This is a genomic window from Pontibaca salina (genome assembly GCF_016307205.1).
Lineage (GTDB): Bacteria > Pseudomonadota > Alphaproteobacteria > Rhodobacterales > Rhodobacteraceae > Pontibaca > Pontibaca salina.
Genome location: NZ_JAEIJD010000002.1, coordinates 88840 through 107922 on the forward strand (window position 1 = coordinate 88840; position 19083 = coordinate 107922).

Sequence of the window (19083 nt, forward strand, 5' to 3'; positions counted from 1 at the left end):
GACAATGACCACAAGCAATCATGGCAATCCATGTTGGTATGAACTGGCGACCAGCAAGGGCAATCTCAAATCGGCTGAGGAATTTTATGGCAAAATTCTCAGCTGGCAGGTGCAAGATTCGGGCATGGAAGGCGTAGATTACCACCTTGCCAAGGTCGGTGACGAGATGGTGGCGGGGTTGATGACCATGCCCGAGGACGTGGCCGAGATGCCGCCCTTCTGGATGATCTATTTTGCGGTCGATGATGCGGACAGGGCCGTGGCCGATGCAAAGCAGGCCGGTGCCAGCATTCACCGAGACCCCGCAGACATTCCGGGGACCGGACGGTTTGCGGTGCTGGCCGATCCGCAAGGGGCCGTATTCGGGGTCTTGCAAGCGGATATGAGCAGCATGTCGGCGGCCGACATGGCCAAGGCTGATACGGACGGGGGCGCGTTCGACCAAAGTAAACCCGGCCATGCCAGCTGGAACGAATTGATGTCGACGGACCCTGTTGCGGGTTTTACGTTCTATTCAGATCTGTTTGGCTGGACCAAAGGCGACGCGATCGACATGGGCGAGACTGGTGAATACCAAATGTTCCGCCGCAATGGCGTGGATATCGGCGGCATGATGGGGCTGGGTGATGCGCCAGTGTCTAACTGGCTGCCTTATTTCGGAATCGATGGCCGCGTGTCGGACAGCATTGATGTAATCAAGGCCGCAGGTGGCAATGTGCATCACGGACCGGCTGAGGTGCCGGGTGGTCTCTTTATTGCGGTTGCTCAGGATCCCCAAGGCGCATGGTTTGCCATTGTCGGTCCAGCTAAGTGATTTATTGAGGGCGGACAGAAGGTTCACATGCGGCCTTTGCGGGCCAGCCCTGCGGAAGCGAGCAGGGCGGGGCTGCCATCCTATGTGGTGACCGCCCAAGTTTGGCTGAAACGCGCCAAGAGGAGGGGGCGGGTGAATTTCACAGCGTTTCCCTTCGCTGGACCGGGGTTTTTCACGAAAAAAATCAAAAGGGGGCGGGTTTACATCGACTGCTGAATGATTACGTTGTGCGTCTCGAAAGCACCCGCGCAGACACGCGGCCTTTGCAATTCACAAATTCCCCCCCTACAGATTGGAGTTTTCATGACCGAGGTCAAAACCGGCGACACCGTGCGCATTCACTATACTGGCACCCTTCAAGATGGCACCACATTCGACAGTTCCGAAGGGCGTGACCCGCTGGAGTTTCAGGTTGGATCGGGCCAGATTATTCCGGGGCTGGATGTGGCAATGCCTGGCATGTCGGTCGGCGAGAAGAAGACGGTCGAAGTACCCTGCGATCAGGCCTATGGCCCAGTGAATCCCGAAATGCGTCAGGCAGTGCCGCGCGAGCATATCCCGGCCGAGATTCCGCTTGAAATCGGCACCCAGTTGCAAATGCAGACGCCAGAAGGGCAGGTGATGCCTGTCACCGTGGTCGAAGTCGCCGATAGCGAAGTGACATTGGACGCCAACCATCCGCTTGCCGGGCAGGATCTGCGCTTTGACGTCGAACTGGTCGAAGTTGCCTGAATTTAGGATTGCCCCGCCACTACAGGCGGGGCGAACTCACATCGATTCTGGCTGCGGCATACCGAGAACGTGATAGCCGCCATCAACGCGCACGGTTTCTCCGGTCGTGTAGGCACCAGCATCCGAGGCCAACCAGACGGCGGTACCGCCAACCGCTTCAAGCGTGGCATTGGACCGCAACGGGGCGTTTTGTTCGGTAAACTTATAGGTTTTGCGCGCCCCGCCGATTGCAGCACCCGCCAAAGTGCGCATCGGTCCCGGCGAAATCGCGTTCACCCGGATCCCTTCAGGACCGAGATCGTTGGCCAGATACCGCGTGGCCGATTCCAGCGCCGCTTTGGCCACGCCCATTACGTTGTAATTAGGAACCACCCGATTGCTGCCCTGATAGGTCAGGGTCAATAATGTACCGCCATTCTGCGTCATCAAAGGATGCGCGCGGCGGGCCACCTCGATGAAAGAATAGGCGCTGATTTCCAGCGAGTTGCGAAAATTGGCGCGGCTGGTGTTCAGGAATCGTCCGGTCAGTTCCGATTTATCGGAAAAGGCGATGGCGTGGACCAGAAAATCAATCGTTGGCCAGCTTGCGGCCAGCGCGGCAAAAGCGGCATCCAGCGAGGCATCGTCGGTCACGTCGACATCTACCATGAAATCGGACCCGACACTGGCCGCCAATGGCTCCAGCCGCTTGCCGAATGATTCGCCCTGATAGGTAAAGGCCAGCTCGGCCCCTGCCTCATGCATTGCCTTGGCGATCCCCCAAGCGATCGAGCGCTCATTCGCGACCCCCATGATCAGGCCGCGCTTCCCCTTCAATGCATCTGACATCTGCTGTTATCCTTGAAATTTCGAAAGGATCATCGACCCATTGGTTCCGCCAAAGCCGAAACTGTTGGTCATCACGCTGTCCAACCCAGCATTCTGCACGGTCTCTAGCGCAATTTCCGACGGCTCCAGCGCTGGGTCCAGCGTTTCCACATTGATCGAACGGGCGATGAAGTCGTGTTCCAGCATCAGCAGGCTGAAGATTGCCTCCAAGGCTCCGGCGGCCCCTTGCGCATGGCCGGTCATCGATTTGGTCGAACTGATCGGCGGGGTCTGCCCCTGACCGAACACACGGCGTACCGCCTCGACCTCGCCCACGTCACCAACCGGGGTGCTGGTGCCATGCGCATTGATATAGCCAACGCGGCGCCCCTCGGGCAGGGTTTGCAGGGCCAGACGCATGGCGCGTTCGCCGCCTTCGCCAGATGGCGCAACCATATCATGCCCGTCGCTGGTGGCACCGTAACCGGTGACCTCGGCATAGATTTTCGCACCGCGCGCGCGCGCATGCTCCAATTCTTCCAGGACAAGGATACCGCCGCCGCCCGATATCACGAACCCGTCGCGATCGGCGTCAAAGGCTCGGCTGGCGCGCTCGGGGGTGTCGTTATATTTGCTCGACATCGCGCCCATTGCATCGAACAGGCAGGACAGGGTCCAGTCTAGTTCTTCGCCGCCCCCGGCAAACATCACGTCCTGTTTGCCCAACATGATCTGTTCAGCGGCGTTGCCGATGCAGTGCAAAGAAGTCGAACAGGCGCTGGTGATGGAGTAATTGATGCCCTTGATCTTATAGGCGGTGGCCAGATTGGCACTGACCGTCGAAGACATGCATTTGGGCACCGCAAAGGGTCCAATCCGCCGGGTTGCGCCGCTTTTCAGCACGGTCTGATGGGCGGTCAGCATGGCGCTGGTCGATGGCCCGCCGGACCCGGCAACAAGGCCGGTGCGCGGGTTGACGATATCGCCCTCGTCCAGACCCGAATCGGCAATCGCCTCGGCCATTGCGATATGGGCATAGGCGGCCCCCGGCCCCATGAAGCGCAGGGTGCGCTTGTCCACATGTTCCGCGGGGTTAATCTTCAGCGTGCCGGCAATCCGGCTGCGAAACCCATGCTCGGCCATGGCGGGGCAGGCCTCGATTCCCGAGCGCCCGGCCTTCAGAGCCTCCAGAACCTCATCTGCATTATTTCCGATGGACGAAACTATGCCCAGCCCTGTTACAACGACGCGGCGCATCGGCCTCTCCTTTTATATCTTGTTGGCTCCTCGCCCGGGCAATCAGGCCTCAGGCGTGGCCAGCCCAACCTTCATATCCTTGACGGCATAGATCTCTTCGCCGTCGGCGACAACGCGTCCATCGGCGACACCGATCTTGAGCTTGCGGTCAATGACGCGGGTCATGTCTACATAATAAGTCAGCATCTTGCGGTCGGGTTTGACCATACCGGTCAGCTTGACCTCGCCCACACCCAGCGCCATGCCCTGACCAAGCATCCCGCGCCAGCCCAGATTAAAACCGGTGAGCTGCCACAACCCATCCAGGCCCAGGCAGCCCGGCATGATCGGATTGCCGGGAAAGTGGCAGTCAAAGAACCACAGGTCGGGATGAATATCGAACTCGGCGATCACATGGCCTTTGCCGTGACTGCCGCCGTCGGCACTGATCTCGGTGATGCGATCCATCATCAGCATGGGCGGTTCGGGCAACTGTGCATTACCGGGGCCGAAAAGTTCGCCGCGGGCGCATTTCAGCAAGCCCTCTTTGTCAAAGCTGCTGGGGTATTGGGCCATCTGGCGTGCTCTCCTGACTATTTCGTTTCGCGCATCTTGCTTCGTCTAGCATTGCACTTGGTCCTCCTGCAAGGTCGCCGGTGGCAGCCAGCATGGTCATGGATCACCGAGAGCGATCCTCCTAGTTGCGAATGAATTTCATTTGAAACCTGTGCTATGAACGCCTTATATAGAGATATGGCCAAGACAGAGATACCAATGAGCGACTGTCCTACAGAAACGGCAACGACATGGTTGAGCAAGGCGGATTTGCGCCCGACCCGACAACGCGTGGCACTGGCGGAATTGCTGGTGGGCGATGGCAGGCATCGCCATGTTACCGCCGAAAGCCTGTTTGAAGCGGCGCATGATACCGGAGCTGCCGTATCGCTGGCGACGGTTTACAACACATTGCGCGCGTTCTGCGCAGCCGGTCTTATGCAAGAGGTGACGGTGAATGGCTCGAAAAGCTATTTCGATACCAACACCCACGATCACCCACATTTCTACTGGGAAGACGAAGGGCATCTGAGCGACGCACCGTCCGAGCAATTGCGCATCAGCGGCCTACCGCAAGCGCCTAAAGGGGCCGAGATCGTTTCGGTCGACGTGGTCATCAGGCTACGCCGGGTCTGATTGCTTTTCGCTGTTTGTTAACCGCTCTCAGAGCGCCGACATATGGCTTGATCTGTGGTCGATATGTGCACCTAGGATCCAAAAAGATGAAGCGCCAGACAGCTTGTTCTGGCGCTTCATCTTAATCTTACTTGGTTCTATGGTTCTCGTCAGTCTTTGAACACACGTTTGAAAATCGTATCCACGTGTTTCGTGTGATAGGCCATGTCGAATTTCTCTTCGATCTCAGCGGGGCTAAGCGCGGCGGTCACGTCCGCATCGGCCAAAAGTTCAGTTTTAAAATCCTTACCCTCTTCCCAGACTTTCATCGCGTTACGTTGGACAAGGGTATAGGCATCCTCGCGCGATACACCTGCCTGAGTCAGGGCAAGAAGCACCCGCTGCGACATCACCAGACCGCGGAACTTATGCAAGTTTGCCAGCATGTTCTCGGGGTAGATCACCAGTTTATCGATCACTTGAGTAAGCCGGGCCAAGGCAAAGTCTAGCGTGACGGTGGTATCGGGCCCGATATTGCGCTCGACCGAGGAATGGGAAATGTCGCGCTCATGCCAAAGCGCCACGTTTTCCATGGCTGGAACCACGGCCATACGGACCAGACGGGCAAGGCCAGTCAGGTTTTCGGTCAGCACCGGGTTGCGCTTGTGTGGCATGGCAGAACTGCCCTTTTGGCCGGCGCTGAAAAACTCTTCGGCCTCCAGCACCTCGGTGCGCTGCATGTGCCGGATTTCGATGGCGATATTTTCAATACTGCTGGCAACCACACCCAACGCCGCAAAGAAAGCGGCGTGCCGGTCGCGCGGGATCACCTGTGTGGAAATCGGCTCGGGCTCCAGTCCCATCTGGGCGCAGACATGCTCTTCGATACGCGGATCGATATTGGCAAATGTGCCGACTGCACCAGAAATCGCGCCCGTGGCGACTTCAAATCGCGCCTTTTCCAGCCGATTGAGGTTGCGCTCCATCTCGGCATAGAACCGGGCAAATGTCAGGCCCATCGTGGTCGGTTCAGCGTGGATGCCATGGCTGCGCCCGATGCGCACCGTTTCCTTATGCTCATAAGCGCGACGTTTCAGGGCAGCCAGCAATTCCTTCATGTCGGCAATCAGGATGTCGGCGGCGCGCACCAGTTGCACATTGAAGGTGGTGTCCAGAACATCGGAGCTGGTCATGCCCTGATGCACGAAGCGCGCTGCATCCGCGCCGACGATCTCGGACAAATGAGTCAGGAAGGCGATCACGTCATGTTTGGTCACCGCCTCGATTTCATCAATGCGGGCAACGTCGAACTCCACGTCCTTGGCCTTCCACACCGCTTGCGCATTCTCCCGCGGGATCACGCCCAGATCGGCCATGGCATCGCAAGCGTGGGCCTCGATCTCGAACCAGATGCGAAACTTGGTTTCGGGCGACCAGATGGCAACCATATCGGGGCGGGAATAGCGGGGGATCATTGGCAGCGACACCTTTCATATTGGAGTTGCGAGCCTAATAGACCGCCTAGGCCGCTGCCACAAGGTAAGAGCCGGCGTAACCCTGAAACTGAGTGCTCTTGGTCAGGTCGGCAACGGGGTATTGCGCAACGTGATATGGGTTGGAGCAACCGTTAAGGTGCTCGGATCCAAGCTGTATCAGTTTGGGATGTGTCCTTGCACGGAACCATCGCCTAGAACCACCGTCTGCATCGGAATGTCCCAAGGCAGCGGGAAAATGCTCTTCATGCGCGCAAAGGGCTGGCCGACCCCGATCACCCAGGGGAGTTTATCCATCGCAGCCAATGTGCGGTCATAATAGCCCCCGCCATTGCCAAGCCGATAAAGCTGGTTATCAATCCCCAAAACCGCCGAAATCACAATGTCTGGCTGCACGGCATCGCCATCGACCGGCACCGGGATATTCCATATGCCGCGTTCCATTTTGCAGCGTGGTGCCCAGGGCCGGAATTCCAGCGGCTGTCCCTTTTTCAGCACGACAGGCAAGGCGATGTTCGCACCTGCCTCATGGGCTTTTGTCATCCATGGCCGCAGGTCCATTTCGCCGCGAATTGGCCAATAAACGGCGATGTTTTGCCCTTGCGGTGCGTTGATCAGTCGGTCCAGCTCCGCACCCACGACCTGCGCCATCTGGGCGTTGTCGCTTTGCGATGTCGAGCGGCGCATTTCGTATAACCTAGCTCTTTCACGGGTGCGAAACCGCGCGACATCTTTTGCGGTCTGCGGATCGACCGGATGGCCGTCAATCAGTTCATGGGCGAAACAGGGCTCCGAGCCCCCGGTGCTATCGGACATGCGCGTGCCTCCATTCTTCCGGCAACCCTAGGAGGCACCACGATGGATGTCAAAGACCGCCAGCTTCTTTCTGGTTTAAAATACCCAATTCCAAGCTTCGCGCACGGGCGAGCGGGCGGAGATTAAGCCGCCCGCTGGTGCGATCAGCAACTGTAATACATCGCGAATTCGACCGGATGGGGCGTGGTTTCATACCGCTCCAGTTCCTCACGTTTCAGGCGGATATATCCATCAATCTGGTCACGCGTGAACACATCCCCCGCCAGCAGGAACTCACCATTGGTTTCCAGTTCTTCCAGCGCTTCACGCAGGGAGCTGCAAACCGACGGAATACTGGCCAGTTCCTCGGCGGGTAAATCGTAAAGGTTCTTATCCATCGCCTCGCCCGGGTCGATCCGGGATTTGATCCCGTCCAGGCCAGCCATCAGCAGGGCTGCAAAGCACAGATAGGGGTTTGCCGCCGGATCGGGAAAGCGCGCCTCGACCCGTTTGGCCTTGGGAGATTCTGCCCACGGAATACGAATGCAGCCAGACCTATTGCGTGCTGAATAGGCCCGCAGAACAGGGGCCTCAAATCCCGGCACCAGCCGCTTGTAACTGTTCGTGGTCGGGTTGGTAAATGCGTTCAACGCTTTCGCATGTTTCAACAGGCCGCCGATAAAATACAGCGCCTCCTGACTGAGATCGGCATAGCGATCTCCCGCAAAAAGCGGCTTGCCGTCTTTCCAGATCGACATGTTGACATGCATGCCGCTGCCATTGTCGCCGGAAATCGGCTTGGGCATGAAAGTTGCCGACTTGCCATAGGCATGAGCAACGTTGTGGATGACATATTTGTATTTCTGGATTTCGTCAGCCTGCGTGGTCAGCGTGCCAAACAGCAACCCCAGCTCATGCTGGCACGAGGCAACTTCGTGGTGGTGCTTATCCACTTTCATGCCAAGCCGCTTCATCGTGCTGAGCATTTCCGAGCGCAGATCCTGAGCCTCATCCACCGGGTTGATCGGGACATAGCCACCTTTCAGCGCCGGTCGGTGACCCATGTTGCCCATCTCGTACTCGGTATCGGTGTTCCACGATCCGTCGGTTGCATCCACCTCGTAAGAAACTTTGTTGATTGTGGACGAGAACCGCACATCATCAAACAGGAAAAACTCGGCTTCCGGTCCGAAATAAGCAGTATCGCCGATGCCGCTTGCGATCAGAAAAGCTTCGGCTTTCTGAGCAGTGCCGCGCGGATCTCGCGCATAGGGTTCGCCGGTATCCGGTTCTACCACGGTGCAATGGATGCACAGGGTCTTTTCCGCATAGAACGGATCGACATAGGCGCTTTCAGTATCCGGTAACAACTTCATGTCTGAGGCTTCAACCGTTTTCCAACCGGCAATTGACGAGCCGTCGAACATGAATCCTTCGTCGATGAAATCCTCGTCGACCAGATCGGCGACAAGGGTGACGTGCTGCATTGTGCCCCGCGGATCGGTAAAGCGGATATCGACAAATTCGATGTCCTCGTCGACGATCTGTTGCAGAATGGCTTCGGTACTCATTGGCGTTGCGTCCTTCCTTTGGAAACGCGGATATTTAAAGGGCGTCCGGGCCGGATTCGCCGGTGCGGATGCGGATGGCCTGTTCGACCGGGGTGACAAATATCTTGCCGTCGCCGATCTTGTCGGTGCGGGCGGCGTCTATGATCGCTTTGATCGCGGCTTCTACCTGATCATCCTCTAGCACCAGTTCGATTTTTACCTTGGGTAAGAAATCCACGACATATTCGGCGCCCCGGTAAAGTTCGGTGTGACCTTTCTGACGACCAAATCCCTTTACCTCGATCACGCTCAATCCCTGCATCCCCACATCCTGAAGCGCTTCCTTGACCTCGTCGAGCTTGAAGGGTTTTATGATAGCCTCGATCTTTTTCATGGGCGGAGTTCCTTCAGGCAGGATGAGTCGACACAGACCATTTTTCGCGGGTCAAGACAATCATATAGGATAGTGCAGAGCCATAGGTTTTACGGGCGGCGTGGATATTTTATGCATCGACTTGGTGGTTTTGGCAATAACGGAGTGAAGGCGTCACATGACTGAATTGCTGAGCGCGGCGCAGATGCGCACCATAGAAAATGCAGCGATTGACAGCGGCGACACGACCGGGTTGATCCTGATGGAGCGCGCCGGACAGGCTATCGTCGAGGCGATTTTGAAGGAATGGCCAGAGTGGAAACAGTTGCCGCGTCATGCGGTCGTCCTGTGCGGACCGGGCAATAATGGCGGTGATGGCTTTGTGGTGGCGCGTTTGCTGCAGCAGCAGGGCTGGCGGATCGATCTGTTCCTTTACGGCGACGCCGAAAGACTGCCGCCGGATGCAAGGCAGAATTATGACCGCTGGGCGGCGCTCGGTTCGGTGCACCCGCTATCCGGTCCGCAGAATATTGCTCGGCTTTCCCCCGATCTTATTCTGGATGCATTATTCGGAACCGGCCTGACGCGCCCAGTCGATGAAATGCTGGTGCAAGTCATCGGACAAGTCGCGACCATGCGCGGGGCGGCGGGTCCATCGCGATTGGTCGCAGTGGACATGCCTTCGGGCCTTTGTTCGGATAGTGGGCGGCAACTGGTCAAACCGGACGGTTCATCGGGGACACTGACAGCGGCTGACATGACTGTGACCTTCGAGCGAGCGCGACTTGGGCATCGGCTGTCCCAAGGCAGCGCACTGTCGGGCAAGACCGTGGTCAAAAGCATTGGGTTGGACCAAAAGGTCCGCGATCTGGTGTCCGGCATCGAGCTAGTGAAGGAGGCGCGGAGTTCGTCGCGAAGGCTTGCGAAGTCCACGGGTGCCCATAAATATTCACATGGTCATGCACTGGTCCTGGCGGGCGGGGCGGGGCGGACCGGGGCGGCGCGACTGGCGGCGCGCGGCGCGCTGCGGATCGGGGCCGGGCTGGTCACCCTGGGCGTGCCGGGGTCGGCGCAACAGGAGGTCGCCAGCCAGATCACTGCCCTGATGCTGGAACGGGTCGATGATGGTGACGCGTTAGGGCAGGTGCTTGAAGATGCGCGGATCAACGCGCTTTGCCTCGGGCCGGGATTGGGACTAAGCCGCGCTCGCGATTTGGTTACAGTCGCGCTGACAAGCGGGCGGGCCTGCGTTTTGGACGCGGACGCGCTGACCGTGTTTTCGGATGATCCCCAAACCCTGTTTGACATGTTGCACAAAGCCTGTGTGCTGACCCCACATGAGGGAGAGTTCGCGCGCCTGTTTGCGGACATTGCCGACAAATTGGCCACACCGGCAACCACAGGGCCGGCCTATTCCCGCGTTGATGCTACCCGCGCGGCAGCGCAGCGGGCGGGGTGTGTGGTGTTGTTGAAAGGGTCTGACACGGTAATCGCCGCTCCCGACGGGACATGCGCCATTAATTCGGCCCGCCGCGAATGGGCAGCACCTTGGCTTGCCACAGCCGGGGCTGGGGATGTGCTTGCGGGATTCATCACTGGTCTGCTGGCACGCGGGCTTGATCCGATGCAGGCGGCAGAAGCCGCTGCGTGGCTCCATGTGGAATGCGCGCGAAAATTTGGTCCCGGTCTGATTGCCGAGGATATAGCGGAAACTTTGCCATTGGTCTTACGCAAGCTGACGTGACCGCTTTGGTGATCGAAGATTGGCAAGCACGGCGCGATTGCAATTTCCCTCTCGCTTCCTCAGGCAGGCTTTGCTATGAGGCAGCAACCCGCCGGAACACCCCGGCGGTGCTGTGCGGGTGTGGCGGAATTGGTAGACGCACCAGATTTAGGTTCTGGCGCCGCAAGGCGTGGGGGTTCAAGTCCCTTCACCCGCACCATACCAAGATATTCTATGGGCACTTGGCGAGTTCACGCGCCGATTCCAGCGTGGGAATCGTAACTACGCTGTTGTAGTTTTCTTACCTGGTCGAGGGGCAGGTTCGGCGGAAGCCTTCTGATTCTGATCTGTGATCAGCAGACAGGCGCCGATGATCTTGCGGGTGTCGTCATACATGCCGGGGCGCTCGCCGCGCCAGCGGGAGAAATGCCGGCGCGGCTTTGCAGTCGGCGCGGTCAACGTGCGCAGGGTTTCTTCGGTTTCTGCAGCGAAACGGGAAAACCGAATGCGCATGTTATCGTGAAATGTGTCGCGGTGTTTCACTTCCATACGCAGATGGAAAAGGGAACTGCGCGAGCGCGGGGCGATCTTCATGGCGGCGATCTGTTCCGGGGCATTGCGCCATATGCACAACGCCCGGCGCTGGAGCTTTTGGGCGCGAGACAGATCACCGTTGTGCATTGCGATCCGCGCCAGACTGGCCGCTGAGGTGGCGCGCCGCAGGTCGGAGCGCTCAAAAGCCAGTCGCGCAAGTATTTCGGCCTGACGGAATAGCGCGGCGGATTTGGCGATGCGAGCTTCGCAATACCGGCGATTGCCCGCCTCCATCAGACGCTCCCAGACCAGATCTGCCCGCGTCCAACCGGCGGCGCGCGCGGCCTGCATCTCACGGTCGTCCCGGCTAAAGCCCCAGATATGCGGCGCGGACATGTTCGTTGTCATGAAGTTCACTCGCAGGGCCCTCCAATGCCATGTTGCCGGATTCCAGAACATAGGCGTAATTCGCCAATTCCAGCGCCAGCACCGCGTTCTGTTCGACCAGAACCACCGACAATCCCCGCGCGTTGATCTCTTCGACGATGACGGCGATTTCCTCGACGATGACGGGGGCGAGACCCATTGACGGCTCATCCATCAGCAAGATGCGCGGATCGGACATTAACGCCCGCCCGATCGCCAGCATTTGCTGTTCGCCGCCCGACATGGTCTGCGCCCGTTGCCGCCGTCTTTCGTGCAGGCGCGGGAAACGTTCGAACACGTCTTTGAGATCATTCTCGACCTTGGCTTTGTCCTTGCGCAGGAACGCTCCGGTGCGCAGGTTTTCCTCGACTGTCATATCGGGGAAAATCCGCCGCCCTTCGGGCACATGGGCGATGCCGTGTGCTACGATCTTATGCGGCGCCATGCCGTCGATGCGCTTGCCTTCGAAATGGATTTCACCGCTTTTCAGGGGCAGCATCCCGGACATGGCGCGTAAACTTGTCGTCTTGCCCGCGCCATTGCCGCCGATGATGGTGACAATCTGGCCTTCGGGGACATTTATCGAGATGTTGCGGATCGCCGAGATCTTGCCGTAATTCACGTTGATATCGCGCATTTCAAGCAACATGTCGGGCGCCTCCCAGATAGGCTTCGATGACAGCCGGGTGATTGCGGATCTCAGCTGGACCGCCCTCGGCAAGAAACTTGCCAAAACTCATGCAGGTGATGTTATCGCACAGGCCCATGATCGCCTGCATGTCATGCTCTACAAGCAGAATAGTAATGCCGTCGCTGCAAAGCTGCTTCATCAGTCCCATCATGTGCTTGGTCTCTTCCGGGTTCATCCCGGTAAAAGGTTCATCCAGAAGGACGATATCGGGATGACTGGCATAGGCCACAGCCATACCTAACGCACGTTGGTGACCATGGGACAAATCCCCGGCGTGTTCGTGGCCGACATCCGCCAAACCGAAAAATGTCAAAGCCTCTCGGGCGCGGGCCTCGGCACCATTGCGGGCGTCTTTGTCCCAGCCGAAAATCGCCGCAAAGAGGTTGGGGCGAAACGGCATATGCGTCCCGACGAGTGCGTTTTCCAACACCGTTAATTCGGCGAACAGGGTCGAGTGCTGGAACGTGCGTACCACCCCGCGGCGGGCGACCTCGTGCATCGGAAGGCCAGCGATGTTTTCGCCGCGCAGCAGAACCTCACCCGCTGACGGGGTGTAAAAACCTGAAATCATGTTGAAGGTGGTGGTTTTGCCGGCCCCGTTAGGGCCGATCAAACCGTGGATCGTGCCCTTCTCGACCTTGAAGTTCAGGGTGTCTACGGCGGTCAGTCCGCCAAAGCGCATCGTCAGGTCTTTTACTTCCAAAAGAGAGGTCATTTGGCTTCCTCCGGGCGCAGAGATCTGCGCTCTTTCTGACGGGTGAATTTTTGCACGATGCTCTCTAAGCCGTTGGGCATGAACAGGATCGACAGGATCAGGATGAGGCCGTAGATCAGCGGCCTTGTCTGCTCGAGGCCCAATTCACGCAGGACGACTTCATTGAGGATCGTCAGCACCACACAGCCCAGAATTGGGCCATAGAACGTGCTGGTACCCCCGACGATGGCCCAGGTAAGCACGAATACCATAACCTCGACATCAAAGCTGTTGGGGTTGATGGTTCCGATATAGTGCGCCAGCAGCGCCCCCGCGATGCCGGCAAACCCGGAGGCAATAACAAAGGCCAGTGTTCGATAGGCCCGTAAATTGACGCCTGATGCCTGGGCCAGTTTGTCTTGCCAATGCACCGCTTGGAAGGTCAACCCGATCGGCGATTTTTCGATCCGCCAGAGGATCCAAAGGCAGATCGCCACCACGATGGCCGAGAAGTAGAAATAGCTTGTTGGTTCAAAAAAATCAAAATCATAGAAACCGACCGAGAAATCCGGCATGGGGTCGATGCCTTTGATGCCCTTGGTGCCCCCGAAAGGTTCGCGGAAACGCTTCCAGAGAAGTCGGATGATTTCACCTGCGGCAAAGCTGCCAATTAGGAAATAGAACCCCTTCATGCGAAACAGCGGATAGCTGAGCGCCAGCGCGGTCAGGCCTGCGACGACCCCGCCCATCACGATCCCGAGCGGGACATAAAGGCCAGAGGATTTCGTTAGCATCGCCGAGGCATAAGCCCCGACGCCCATAATGACCACATGACCCAATGACCACTCACCGGTCAGCGTCAAAAGACGATAAGACGCCACCACCAGTATATTGATGGTCAGGAAAACCAACACTTCCTGCTGCGAGAAACTGAGAAGATTTGGCAGGGCGAACAATATCGCGGCGATAACGGTCCAAATGAAGATGTTACGCACGGTCGGCACTCCCGAACAGGCCGGTTGGCTTGACGATCAGAACAATCAGCATCAGCATCAGGCCGGTGATATCGGCAATCACGCCGTCGTAAAACGTGGTCACGAAGGTGTGGACAAAGGCATAAACGATTGAGGCCAGCACCGCCCCTTCCAGCGAGCCGACCCCGCCGACGATAATCACGATAAAGGCGGTGACGATGATCGAGTGGCCCATATATGGATTGACCGACACCAAAGGCGCGGTCAGCGCTCCGGCCAGACCGGCAAAACCCGCGCCGATGAACATCGCGATTTTGGCTGTCAGAGTTACGGAAATGCCCTGAAGCGCCGCTGCCTGCGGATCCTGCGCGGAGGCCCGCAAGGCCCAGCCGAACCGCGTTCGTTTCAGGAAATACCACAGCAATGAGAGCATCACGACGGCGGCAATGATCACATATAGTCGCGAAATCGGCAGCCGCACCTTGTCCGAGAACGCGATGACCTCTTGCGTGACGGGGGGGATGTATTCCATGCGTACGCCGAACCCCATCACCGCGAGCGCCTGAAGGATCATCAGAAATCCGATCGACGCGACCAACCCGCCAAGCGGATTGTCCCGCAAGGGGCGAAACAATGCCCGTTCCATCAACAGACCCAGTAGGCCGACAAAGACCAACCCGGCAGCAACCGCGATAAAGAACGGCACAAAACGTTGGGCGTAAAGGGCGACGACAACATAGGCACCCGCCATGAACAGTTCGCCATGGGCAAAGTTTATGACGCCCATGACACCGAAGATCAGAACCAGTCCGACCGCGACCAGAGATATATAGCTGGCGGCGTAGACCGCGTTCAGGCCGGTTTGGGCCAGAAGTTCAATCATAGCGTATTCCCGTTTCTGCGAATTGCAGCGGCGCGGGCAGGGGGCACGCGCCGCCGGTGGGAGACCGCGTCAGATCAGCTACGCTGGCTCCACATCTGATCGTATTTAGTCATATATTTGATCAGCAGATCGCCATGTTGGTCATACCAATCCGGGATCGATACGAAGGCCTTGATCCTTGCTTTGCCGTCTTCGATCATTACGACAGGCCAATCGCCAACCAGCGCGTGGTCGATACCAAACAGTTCCTCGCCCCACCATGAGGCCTCGCCAAACGCGTGTTGACCTTTGCCGCCCTCTTGCATCGCCGCTAGAACTGCTTCGGGATCGACGCTGCCGGCCTTCTCGGCAGCCAACTTCCACAATTCCATAATCGAGGCGTATTCCCAACTGACCGCGCCCCACTGGCCCGGATATCGCTTGTTATACTCGGTGTAGAACCCGTTGGCGTCGGGAAAGTTGATATGCTCGGCATTCAGGGCTGGATCGTCAAAATCGGGGAATTGGAAGATGAAACCTTCCATAAACTCTTTCGAAGTCTTGGCGATCATCTGGTCGTAAAAATCCGCCGTTGCCGAAATGATCTGCCCCTTGAAACCCTGCAAGAACAATTGCGTGCAAATTGGGTGCACGTAATCGGAATAGCAGGTATCGAGACAGACGATATCGGGATTGGAGGACAGCAAGCGCGTCACCACAGGCGCGAAATCGGTGGTTGCGGGGTCAAACAGCAGCGGATCGTCTTGCATTTCGATGCCGGCGGCTTCGAACGCGGCAAGATATGTAGCGACCGATGGTAGACCCAGCGCGTCGTCCTGCGCGCACATGACGGCGGTTTTCAACTCGGGCCGGTTCTCGGCCAGCCACTGTACCCCGGTCACGATATAGATCGGGTGCACCTCGGTCGGGGCGACAAGGGTCGTGGTATCTGGTGATAGATCCGAGGGCAGCAGGGTCGAGAACAGCATGCCTGTTCTGTCGGCGACGGGCTGCACGCCTGGCCAAGTGTCACCGCCCAACATCATCACAAAGCTGACGCCGTCTTCGCGAATAAGCTTTGTCGCACCGGTGCGGGCCTTGGCGGGATCATATTCATTGTCATAGGCAACGAATTCAATCTTATGCTCGCCATCCTCCAGCTTGATGCCGCCCTCCGCGTTCACCCGTTCAGCCCAGATTGTGCAACCGTCCAGGCCGGGTTTTCCCCAAGCAGAAACCGGTCCGGTCAGCGGCGCCAGAAACCCGATTTTGATGGTTTCACCTGCAGCCAGTGTCATGTTCGGCAGAGCTGCGCCAAGCGCAGTAACCGCGCTGGATTTCAGAAACATGCGACGGGAAAACCCGCCCCTCAAAGCCTTGGCAATCATTCGTTCCTCCCATGTTGGTTTTCCGCAATTTTTTGCGTGATATTTTTTAGGGAACCAGTTTCAAACCAGTTGGGAGGGCGTGAACGCCAGTGCTGCACCAGTTTTTGCGGCTAATCCCAAAATTATCCGTGATTCCTGTAAAAAAGCTAACAGTATACGGATTTCCTGACAAGAAATTTAATTGCCGGACTTGTGAGACCGATTCCCGAAAGTTGCGCAGGGGTTTATTAACATGCGGGTTTTGGGCGGTATTATGGTTGGCGCCTGATCGGCTGTACGATGCAGGACCGGATCTGAACCAAATACAGACATTTTGTGCGCAACTGGTTCCTGAGCGCTGCATCGAGGCCAACGCCAACTCAGTCTAGGGTGGATAGGTCGCTGCTATTCGGCTGCAGTATGATGACGCAGCTAACGCAGGTGGGGCACGCAGCAATTGGTCGCAAAAGGCGGGATATACCTTCCCGGCGGACCCATCAGAGGTTCGGAATTCTCGAGAGTTCTTGATCGGTGCCAGCGACCGATCCAGCGCTTACCCAAATGCACGAAAGGCGCGGTCATGTATGAGGGCGGCCGCCTTCCATACGGGCGTAGTGGTTGTTTGCCTATGCGGGTTGATCCGCTCAGGCGCACACTGCAGTGAGCGCTCCCTGACATGTTCTCGCGATAACATACGAAGATCGCAGCAAGAAATAGGATTGTGCGAAAGAGAACTATTGATTAGCCGGAGTTAGGTTTAAATGGATTCACTTATTCGCCAGCTGTCATGAACGCCTTTGCCGCGCAACCGCTGCCTCATGACAGCAGGCGAATTCGATTGAATACAATACGCCCTAGACGTCCAGTTCCTCTACGAAGCGGGCATTCTCCTGAATGTATTGGAACCGCAGTTCCGGTTTTTTCCCCATGAGCCGCTCCACCAATTCGCCGGTTTCGCCGGGTTCATCCTCGTCGATCGTCACCCGGATGAGTTTGCGGCTCGCCGGGTCCATGGTGGTTTCTTTCAGATCCTTGGCGTCCATTTCGCCCAAACCCTTGAAGCGGCTGACGTCGATCTTGCCTTTTCCGCCCAGACCTTTCTCAAGCAGCGCGTCCTTTTCGGCCTCGTCCACGCAATAGACGCGGCGCGCGCCTTGGGTCAGGCGGAACAGGGGTGGACAGGCGAGGTAAAGGTGCCCGGCATCGATCATCGGGCGCATCTGGGTAAAGAAAAATGTCATCAGCAGCGATGCGATATGCGCGCCGTCAACATCGGCATCGGTCATGATGATGACCTTTTCATAACGCAGGTCATCAAGCTTGAACTTGCTACCCAATCCGACACCGAGCGCCTGAGACAGATCCCTGATTTCCTGATTGCTGCCCAGTTTGGAGCTGGCCGCCCCCAGCACGTTCAGAATCTTGCCGCGCAGGGGCAGCAGGGCCTGGGTCCTGCGGTCGCGGGCCATCTTCGCGCTGCCACCCGCCGAGTCACCCTCGACGATGAACAGTTCGGTGCCCTCGCGGCTGTTCGACGTACAATCGGTCAGCTTCCCCGGCAGGCGCAGCCTTTTGGTTGCAGATTTGCGCTGGGTTTCCTTTTCCTGCCGACGCCGCAACCGTTCTTCGGCCCGCAAGACCAGAAAATCAAGGATTGCACCGGCGCTCTTGGTGTCTGCGGCCAGCCAATTATCGAAATGGTCACGTACCGAGTTTTCCACCAGCCGTTGCGCCTCAACCGTCGCAAGTCGATCTTTGGTCTGGCCGACGAATTCTGGTTCGCTGATAAAACAGGACACCAGCGCGCAGCCCCCGGCGATCAGGTCTTCGCGGGTGATCTGCGCGGCCTTGCGGTTGCCTGCCAATTCGCCATAGGCGCGGATGCCTTTTAGGATCGCAGCCCAAAACCCGGCCTCGTGCGTGCCCCCTTCGGGGGTGGGGACGGTATTGCAATAGGATTGGATGAAACCGTCGCGCGACGGGGTCCAGTTGATCGCCCATTCGACCTTGCCCGCGCTGTTAAACCTTTCGCGGAAATCGACGGTACCGGCGAAGGGTTTGTCAGCATAGGTGCTGGCCTTGCCCAGTGTCTCACCCAGATAATCAGACAGCCCGCCGGGAAAGTGGAAGGTTGCCTCGGTCGGGGTGTCGCCCTCCTCGACGGCGGATTTCCAGCGGATTTCGACGCCTGAAAACAGATACGCCTTGGAGCGGATCGATTTGAACAGCCGCGCCGGTTTGAACCGATGCTGGCCAAAGATCTCGGCATCAGGGTGAAAGGTCACCGTGGTGCCGCGCCGGTTGGGGGCGGCCCCGATCTGTTCGACAGGGCCAAGCGGCAGACCGCGCGAAAACCGCTGTTCATGTAGCTGCCGGTCGCGCGCCACCTGAACCACCATCGAGTCGCTGAGCGCGTTCACCACAGAGGCGCCCACCCCGTGCAATCCGCCCGAGGTCTCATAGGCCTTGCCTGAGAACTTGCCGCCCGCATGCAGGGTGCACAGGATCACCTCCAGCGCGGATTTGCCGGGGAATTTCGGATGCGGATCGATCGGGATGCCGCGCCCGTTGTCGCGGATGGTGATCGAGTTGTCCGCGTGCAGTTCCACCTCGATGCGGTTGGCGTGACCAGCGACCGCTTCGTCCATCGAGTTGTCGAGCACTTCGGCGACCAGATGGTGCAGCGCGCGCTCGTCGGTGCCGCCAATATACATGCCGGGGCGCTTGCGCACCGGTTCCAGCCCTTCGAGAACCTCGATCGAGGCGGCGTCATAATCGGCGGAGTGCTGGGCACTGAGAAGGTCGTCGGCCATGTGTTGATGCTGCTCTTTTGATTGGTTGG

The 19083-nt window shown here is 58.0% G+C and carries 18 protein-coding genes and 1 tRNA gene; 5 read left to right on the forward strand and 14 right to left on the reverse strand.

The features are described from left to right. Window positions 1-4: 4 nt before the first annotated feature. A complete protein-coding gene (locus JAO82_RS03135) occupies window positions 5-814 on the forward strand; it encodes a VOC family protein (protein ID WP_198684894.1) in 810 nt (269 codons plus the stop codon). A 303-nt stretch (window positions 815-1117) separates the two neighbouring features. Further along, window positions 1118-1546 carry an FKBP-type peptidyl-prolyl cis-trans isomerase gene (locus JAO82_RS03140; protein ID WP_198684895.1) on the forward strand — a complete coding sequence of 143 codons (429 nt, stop codon included), beginning with the start codon at window positions 1118-1120 and terminating at the stop codon, window positions 1544-1546. Window positions 1547-1582: 36 nt separating this feature from the next. Here JAO82_RS03140 and JAO82_RS03145 read toward each other — a convergent pair whose 3' ends face one another. The 3 genes from JAO82_RS03145 to fabA are packed head-to-tail and all read right to left on the reverse strand — an operon-like array spanning window position 1583 to window position 4165. Next, on the reverse strand, window positions 1583-2374 hold the full coding sequence (locus JAO82_RS03145) for an enoyl-ACP reductase FabI (RefSeq protein ID WP_198684896.1): 792 nt from the start codon (window positions 2372-2374) through the stop codon (window positions 1583-1585). Window positions 2375-2380: 6 nt separating this feature from the next. Then, window positions 2381-3610 carry a beta-ketoacyl-ACP synthase I gene (gene fabB, locus JAO82_RS03150; protein ID WP_198684897.1) on the reverse strand — a complete coding sequence of 410 codons (1230 nt, stop codon included), beginning with the start codon at window positions 3608-3610 and terminating at the stop codon, window positions 2381-2383. Window positions 3611-3652: 42 nt separating this feature from the next. Next, window positions 3653-4165 (reverse strand): bifunctional 3-hydroxydecanoyl-ACP dehydratase/trans-2-decenoyl-ACP isomerase, encoded by a 513-nt coding sequence (gene fabA, locus JAO82_RS03155; protein ID WP_198684898.1) that lies wholly within the window; start codon window positions 4163-4165, stop codon window positions 3653-3655. A 198-nt stretch (window positions 4166-4363) separates the two neighbouring features. On the opposite strand from fabA, the gene irrA reads away from it, so the two are divergent. After that, window positions 4364-4780 carry an iron response transcriptional regulator IrrA gene (gene irrA, locus JAO82_RS03160; RefSeq protein WP_198684899.1) on the forward strand — a complete coding sequence of 139 codons (417 nt, stop codon included), beginning with the start codon at window positions 4364-4366 and terminating at the stop codon, window positions 4778-4780. Window positions 4781-4929: 149 nt separating this feature from the next. Here irrA and purB read toward each other — a convergent pair whose 3' ends face one another. The 4 genes from purB to JAO82_RS03180 form a co-directional block, all read right to left on the reverse strand. Further along, window positions 4930-6234: an adenylosuccinate lyase gene (gene purB, locus JAO82_RS03165; RefSeq protein ID WP_198684900.1), complete on the reverse strand. Its 1305-nt coding sequence runs from the start codon at window positions 6232-6234 to the stop codon at window positions 4930-4932. Window positions 6235-6411: 177 nt separating this feature from the next. Next, window positions 6412-7068 carry a 5-formyltetrahydrofolate cyclo-ligase gene (locus JAO82_RS03170; RefSeq protein WP_198684901.1) on the reverse strand — a complete coding sequence of 219 codons (657 nt, stop codon included), beginning with the start codon at window positions 7066-7068 and terminating at the stop codon, window positions 6412-6414. Between the two features lie 143 nt (window positions 7069-7211). Further along, window positions 7212-8618 carry a type I glutamate--ammonia ligase gene (gene glnA / locus JAO82_RS03175; protein WP_198684902.1) on the reverse strand — a complete coding sequence of 469 codons (1407 nt, stop codon included), beginning with the start codon at window positions 8616-8618 and terminating at the stop codon, window positions 7212-7214. Window positions 8619-8652: 34 nt separating this feature from the next. Next, a complete protein-coding gene (locus JAO82_RS03180; protein WP_198684903.1) occupies window positions 8653-8991 on the reverse strand; it encodes a P-II family nitrogen regulator in 339 nt (112 codons plus the stop codon). A gap of 157 nt (window positions 8992-9148) precedes the next feature. On the opposite strand from JAO82_RS03180, the gene JAO82_RS03185 reads away from it, so the two are divergent. Both JAO82_RS03185 and JAO82_RS03190 read left to right on the forward strand, forming a co-directional pair. Continuing rightward, window positions 9149-10714, forward strand: coding sequence for an NAD(P)H-hydrate dehydratase (locus JAO82_RS03185; RefSeq protein WP_198684904.1), 1566 nt, complete (start codon window positions 9149-9151; stop codon window positions 10712-10714). Window positions 10715-10828: 114 nt separating this feature from the next. Then, a tRNA-Leu gene (locus JAO82_RS03190) sits at window positions 10829-10913 on the forward strand. Between the two features lie 62 nt (window positions 10914-10975). Here the strand turns inward: JAO82_RS03190 and JAO82_RS03195 are convergent. The 7 genes from JAO82_RS03195 to parE all read right to left on the reverse strand — a co-directional run bounded on the left by JAO82_RS03195 (window position 10976) and on the right by parE (window position 19054). Next, window positions 10976-11623, reverse strand: coding sequence for a tetratricopeptide repeat-containing protein (locus JAO82_RS03195; protein WP_198684905.1), 648 nt, complete (start codon window positions 11621-11623; stop codon window positions 10976-10978). Further along, a complete protein-coding gene (locus tag JAO82_RS03200) occupies window positions 11595-12302 on the reverse strand; it encodes an ABC transporter ATP-binding protein (protein ID WP_198684906.1) in 708 nt (235 codons plus the stop codon). Before JAO82_RS03200 ends, JAO82_RS03195 begins: the two co-directional genes overlap by 29 nt. After that, window positions 12292-13059 (reverse strand): ABC transporter ATP-binding protein, encoded by a 768-nt coding sequence (locus tag JAO82_RS03205; protein WP_198684907.1) that lies wholly within the window; start codon window positions 13057-13059, stop codon window positions 12292-12294. The genes JAO82_RS03200 and JAO82_RS03205 overlap by 11 nt, the downstream gene beginning before the upstream one ends. Continuing rightward, window positions 13056-14033, reverse strand: a complete 978-nt coding sequence (locus JAO82_RS03210) for a branched-chain amino acid ABC transporter permease (RefSeq protein ID WP_332872474.1) — start codon at window positions 14031-14033, stop codon at window positions 13056-13058. The genes JAO82_RS03205 and JAO82_RS03210 overlap by 4 nt, the downstream gene beginning before the upstream one ends. Continuing rightward, window positions 14026-14895: a branched-chain amino acid ABC transporter permease gene (locus JAO82_RS03215; RefSeq protein ID WP_198684908.1), complete on the reverse strand. Its 870-nt coding sequence runs from the start codon at window positions 14893-14895 to the stop codon at window positions 14026-14028. Before JAO82_RS03215 ends, JAO82_RS03210 begins: the two co-directional genes overlap by 8 nt. A gap of 74 nt (window positions 14896-14969) precedes the next feature. Continuing rightward, a complete protein-coding gene (locus tag JAO82_RS03220; protein ID WP_232897205.1) occupies window positions 14970-16223 on the reverse strand; it encodes an ABC transporter substrate-binding protein in 1254 nt (417 codons plus the stop codon). Between the two features lie 872 nt (window positions 16224-17095). Then, a complete protein-coding gene (parE, locus tag JAO82_RS03225; RefSeq protein ID WP_198684910.1) occupies window positions 17096-19054 on the reverse strand; it encodes a DNA topoisomerase IV subunit B in 1959 nt (652 codons plus the stop codon). Between the last annotated feature and the right edge of the window lie 29 nt (window positions 19055-19083).

Bases quoted from the DNA above. Each gene is read 5' to 3' on its own strand.
- JAO82_RS03220 (WP_232897205.1), bottom strand. From the start codon at position 16,223: ATGTTTCTGAAATCCAGCGCGGTTACTGCGCTTGGCGCAGCTCTGCCG.
- purB (WP_198684900.1), bottom strand. From the start codon at position 6,234: ATGATCCCCCGCTATTCCCGCCCCGATATGGTTGCCATCTGGTCGCCC.
- irrA (WP_198684899.1), top strand. From the start codon at position 4,364: ATGAGCGACTGTCCTACAGAAACGGCAACGACATGGTTGAGCAAGGCG.
- JAO82_RS03135 (WP_198684894.1), top strand. From the start codon at position 5: ATGACCACAAGCAATCATGGCAATCCATGTTGGTATGAACTGGCGACC.
- glnA (WP_198684902.1), bottom strand. From the start codon at position 8,618: ATGAGTACCGAAGCCATTCTGCAACAGATCGTCGACGAGGACATCGAA.
- JAO82_RS03195 (WP_198684905.1), bottom strand. From the start codon at position 11,623: ATGTCCGCGCCGCATATCTGGGGCTTTAGCCGGGACGACCGTGAGATG.
- JAO82_RS03215 (WP_198684908.1), bottom strand. From the start codon at position 14,895: ATGATTGAACTTCTGGCCCAAACCGGCCTGAACGCGGTCTACGCCGCC.
- JAO82_RS03170 (WP_198684901.1), bottom strand. From the start codon at position 7,068: ATGTCCGATAGCACCGGGGGCTCGGAGCCCTGTTTCGCCCATGAACTG.
- JAO82_RS03200 (WP_198684906.1), bottom strand. From the start codon at position 12,302: ATGTTGCTTGAAATGCGCGATATCAACGTGAATTACGGCAAGATCTCG.
- JAO82_RS03145 (WP_198684896.1), bottom strand. From the start codon at position 2,374: ATGTCAGATGCATTGAAGGGGAAGCGCGGCCTGATCATGGGGGTCGCG.
- JAO82_RS03180 (WP_198684903.1), bottom strand. From the start codon at position 8,991: ATGAAAAAGATCGAGGCTATCATAAAACCCTTCAAGCTCGACGAGGTC.
- JAO82_RS03205 (WP_198684907.1), bottom strand. From the start codon at position 13,059: ATGACCTCTCTTTTGGAAGTAAAAGACCTGACGATGCGCTTTGGCGGA.
- JAO82_RS03140 (WP_198684895.1), top strand. From the start codon at position 1,118: ATGACCGAGGTCAAAACCGGCGACACCGTGCGCATTCACTATACTGGC.
- fabA (WP_198684898.1), bottom strand. From the start codon at position 4,165: ATGGCCCAATACCCCAGCAGCTTTGACAAAGAGGGCTTGCTGAAATGC.
- JAO82_RS03185 (WP_198684904.1), top strand. From the start codon at position 9,149: ATGACTGAATTGCTGAGCGCGGCGCAGATGCGCACCATAGAAAATGCA.
- fabB (WP_198684897.1), bottom strand. From the start codon at position 3,610: ATGCGCCGCGTCGTTGTAACAGGGCTGGGCATAGTTTCGTCCATCGGA.
- parE (WP_198684910.1), bottom strand. From the start codon at position 19,054: ATGGCCGACGACCTTCTCAGTGCCCAGCACTCCGCCGATTATGACGCC.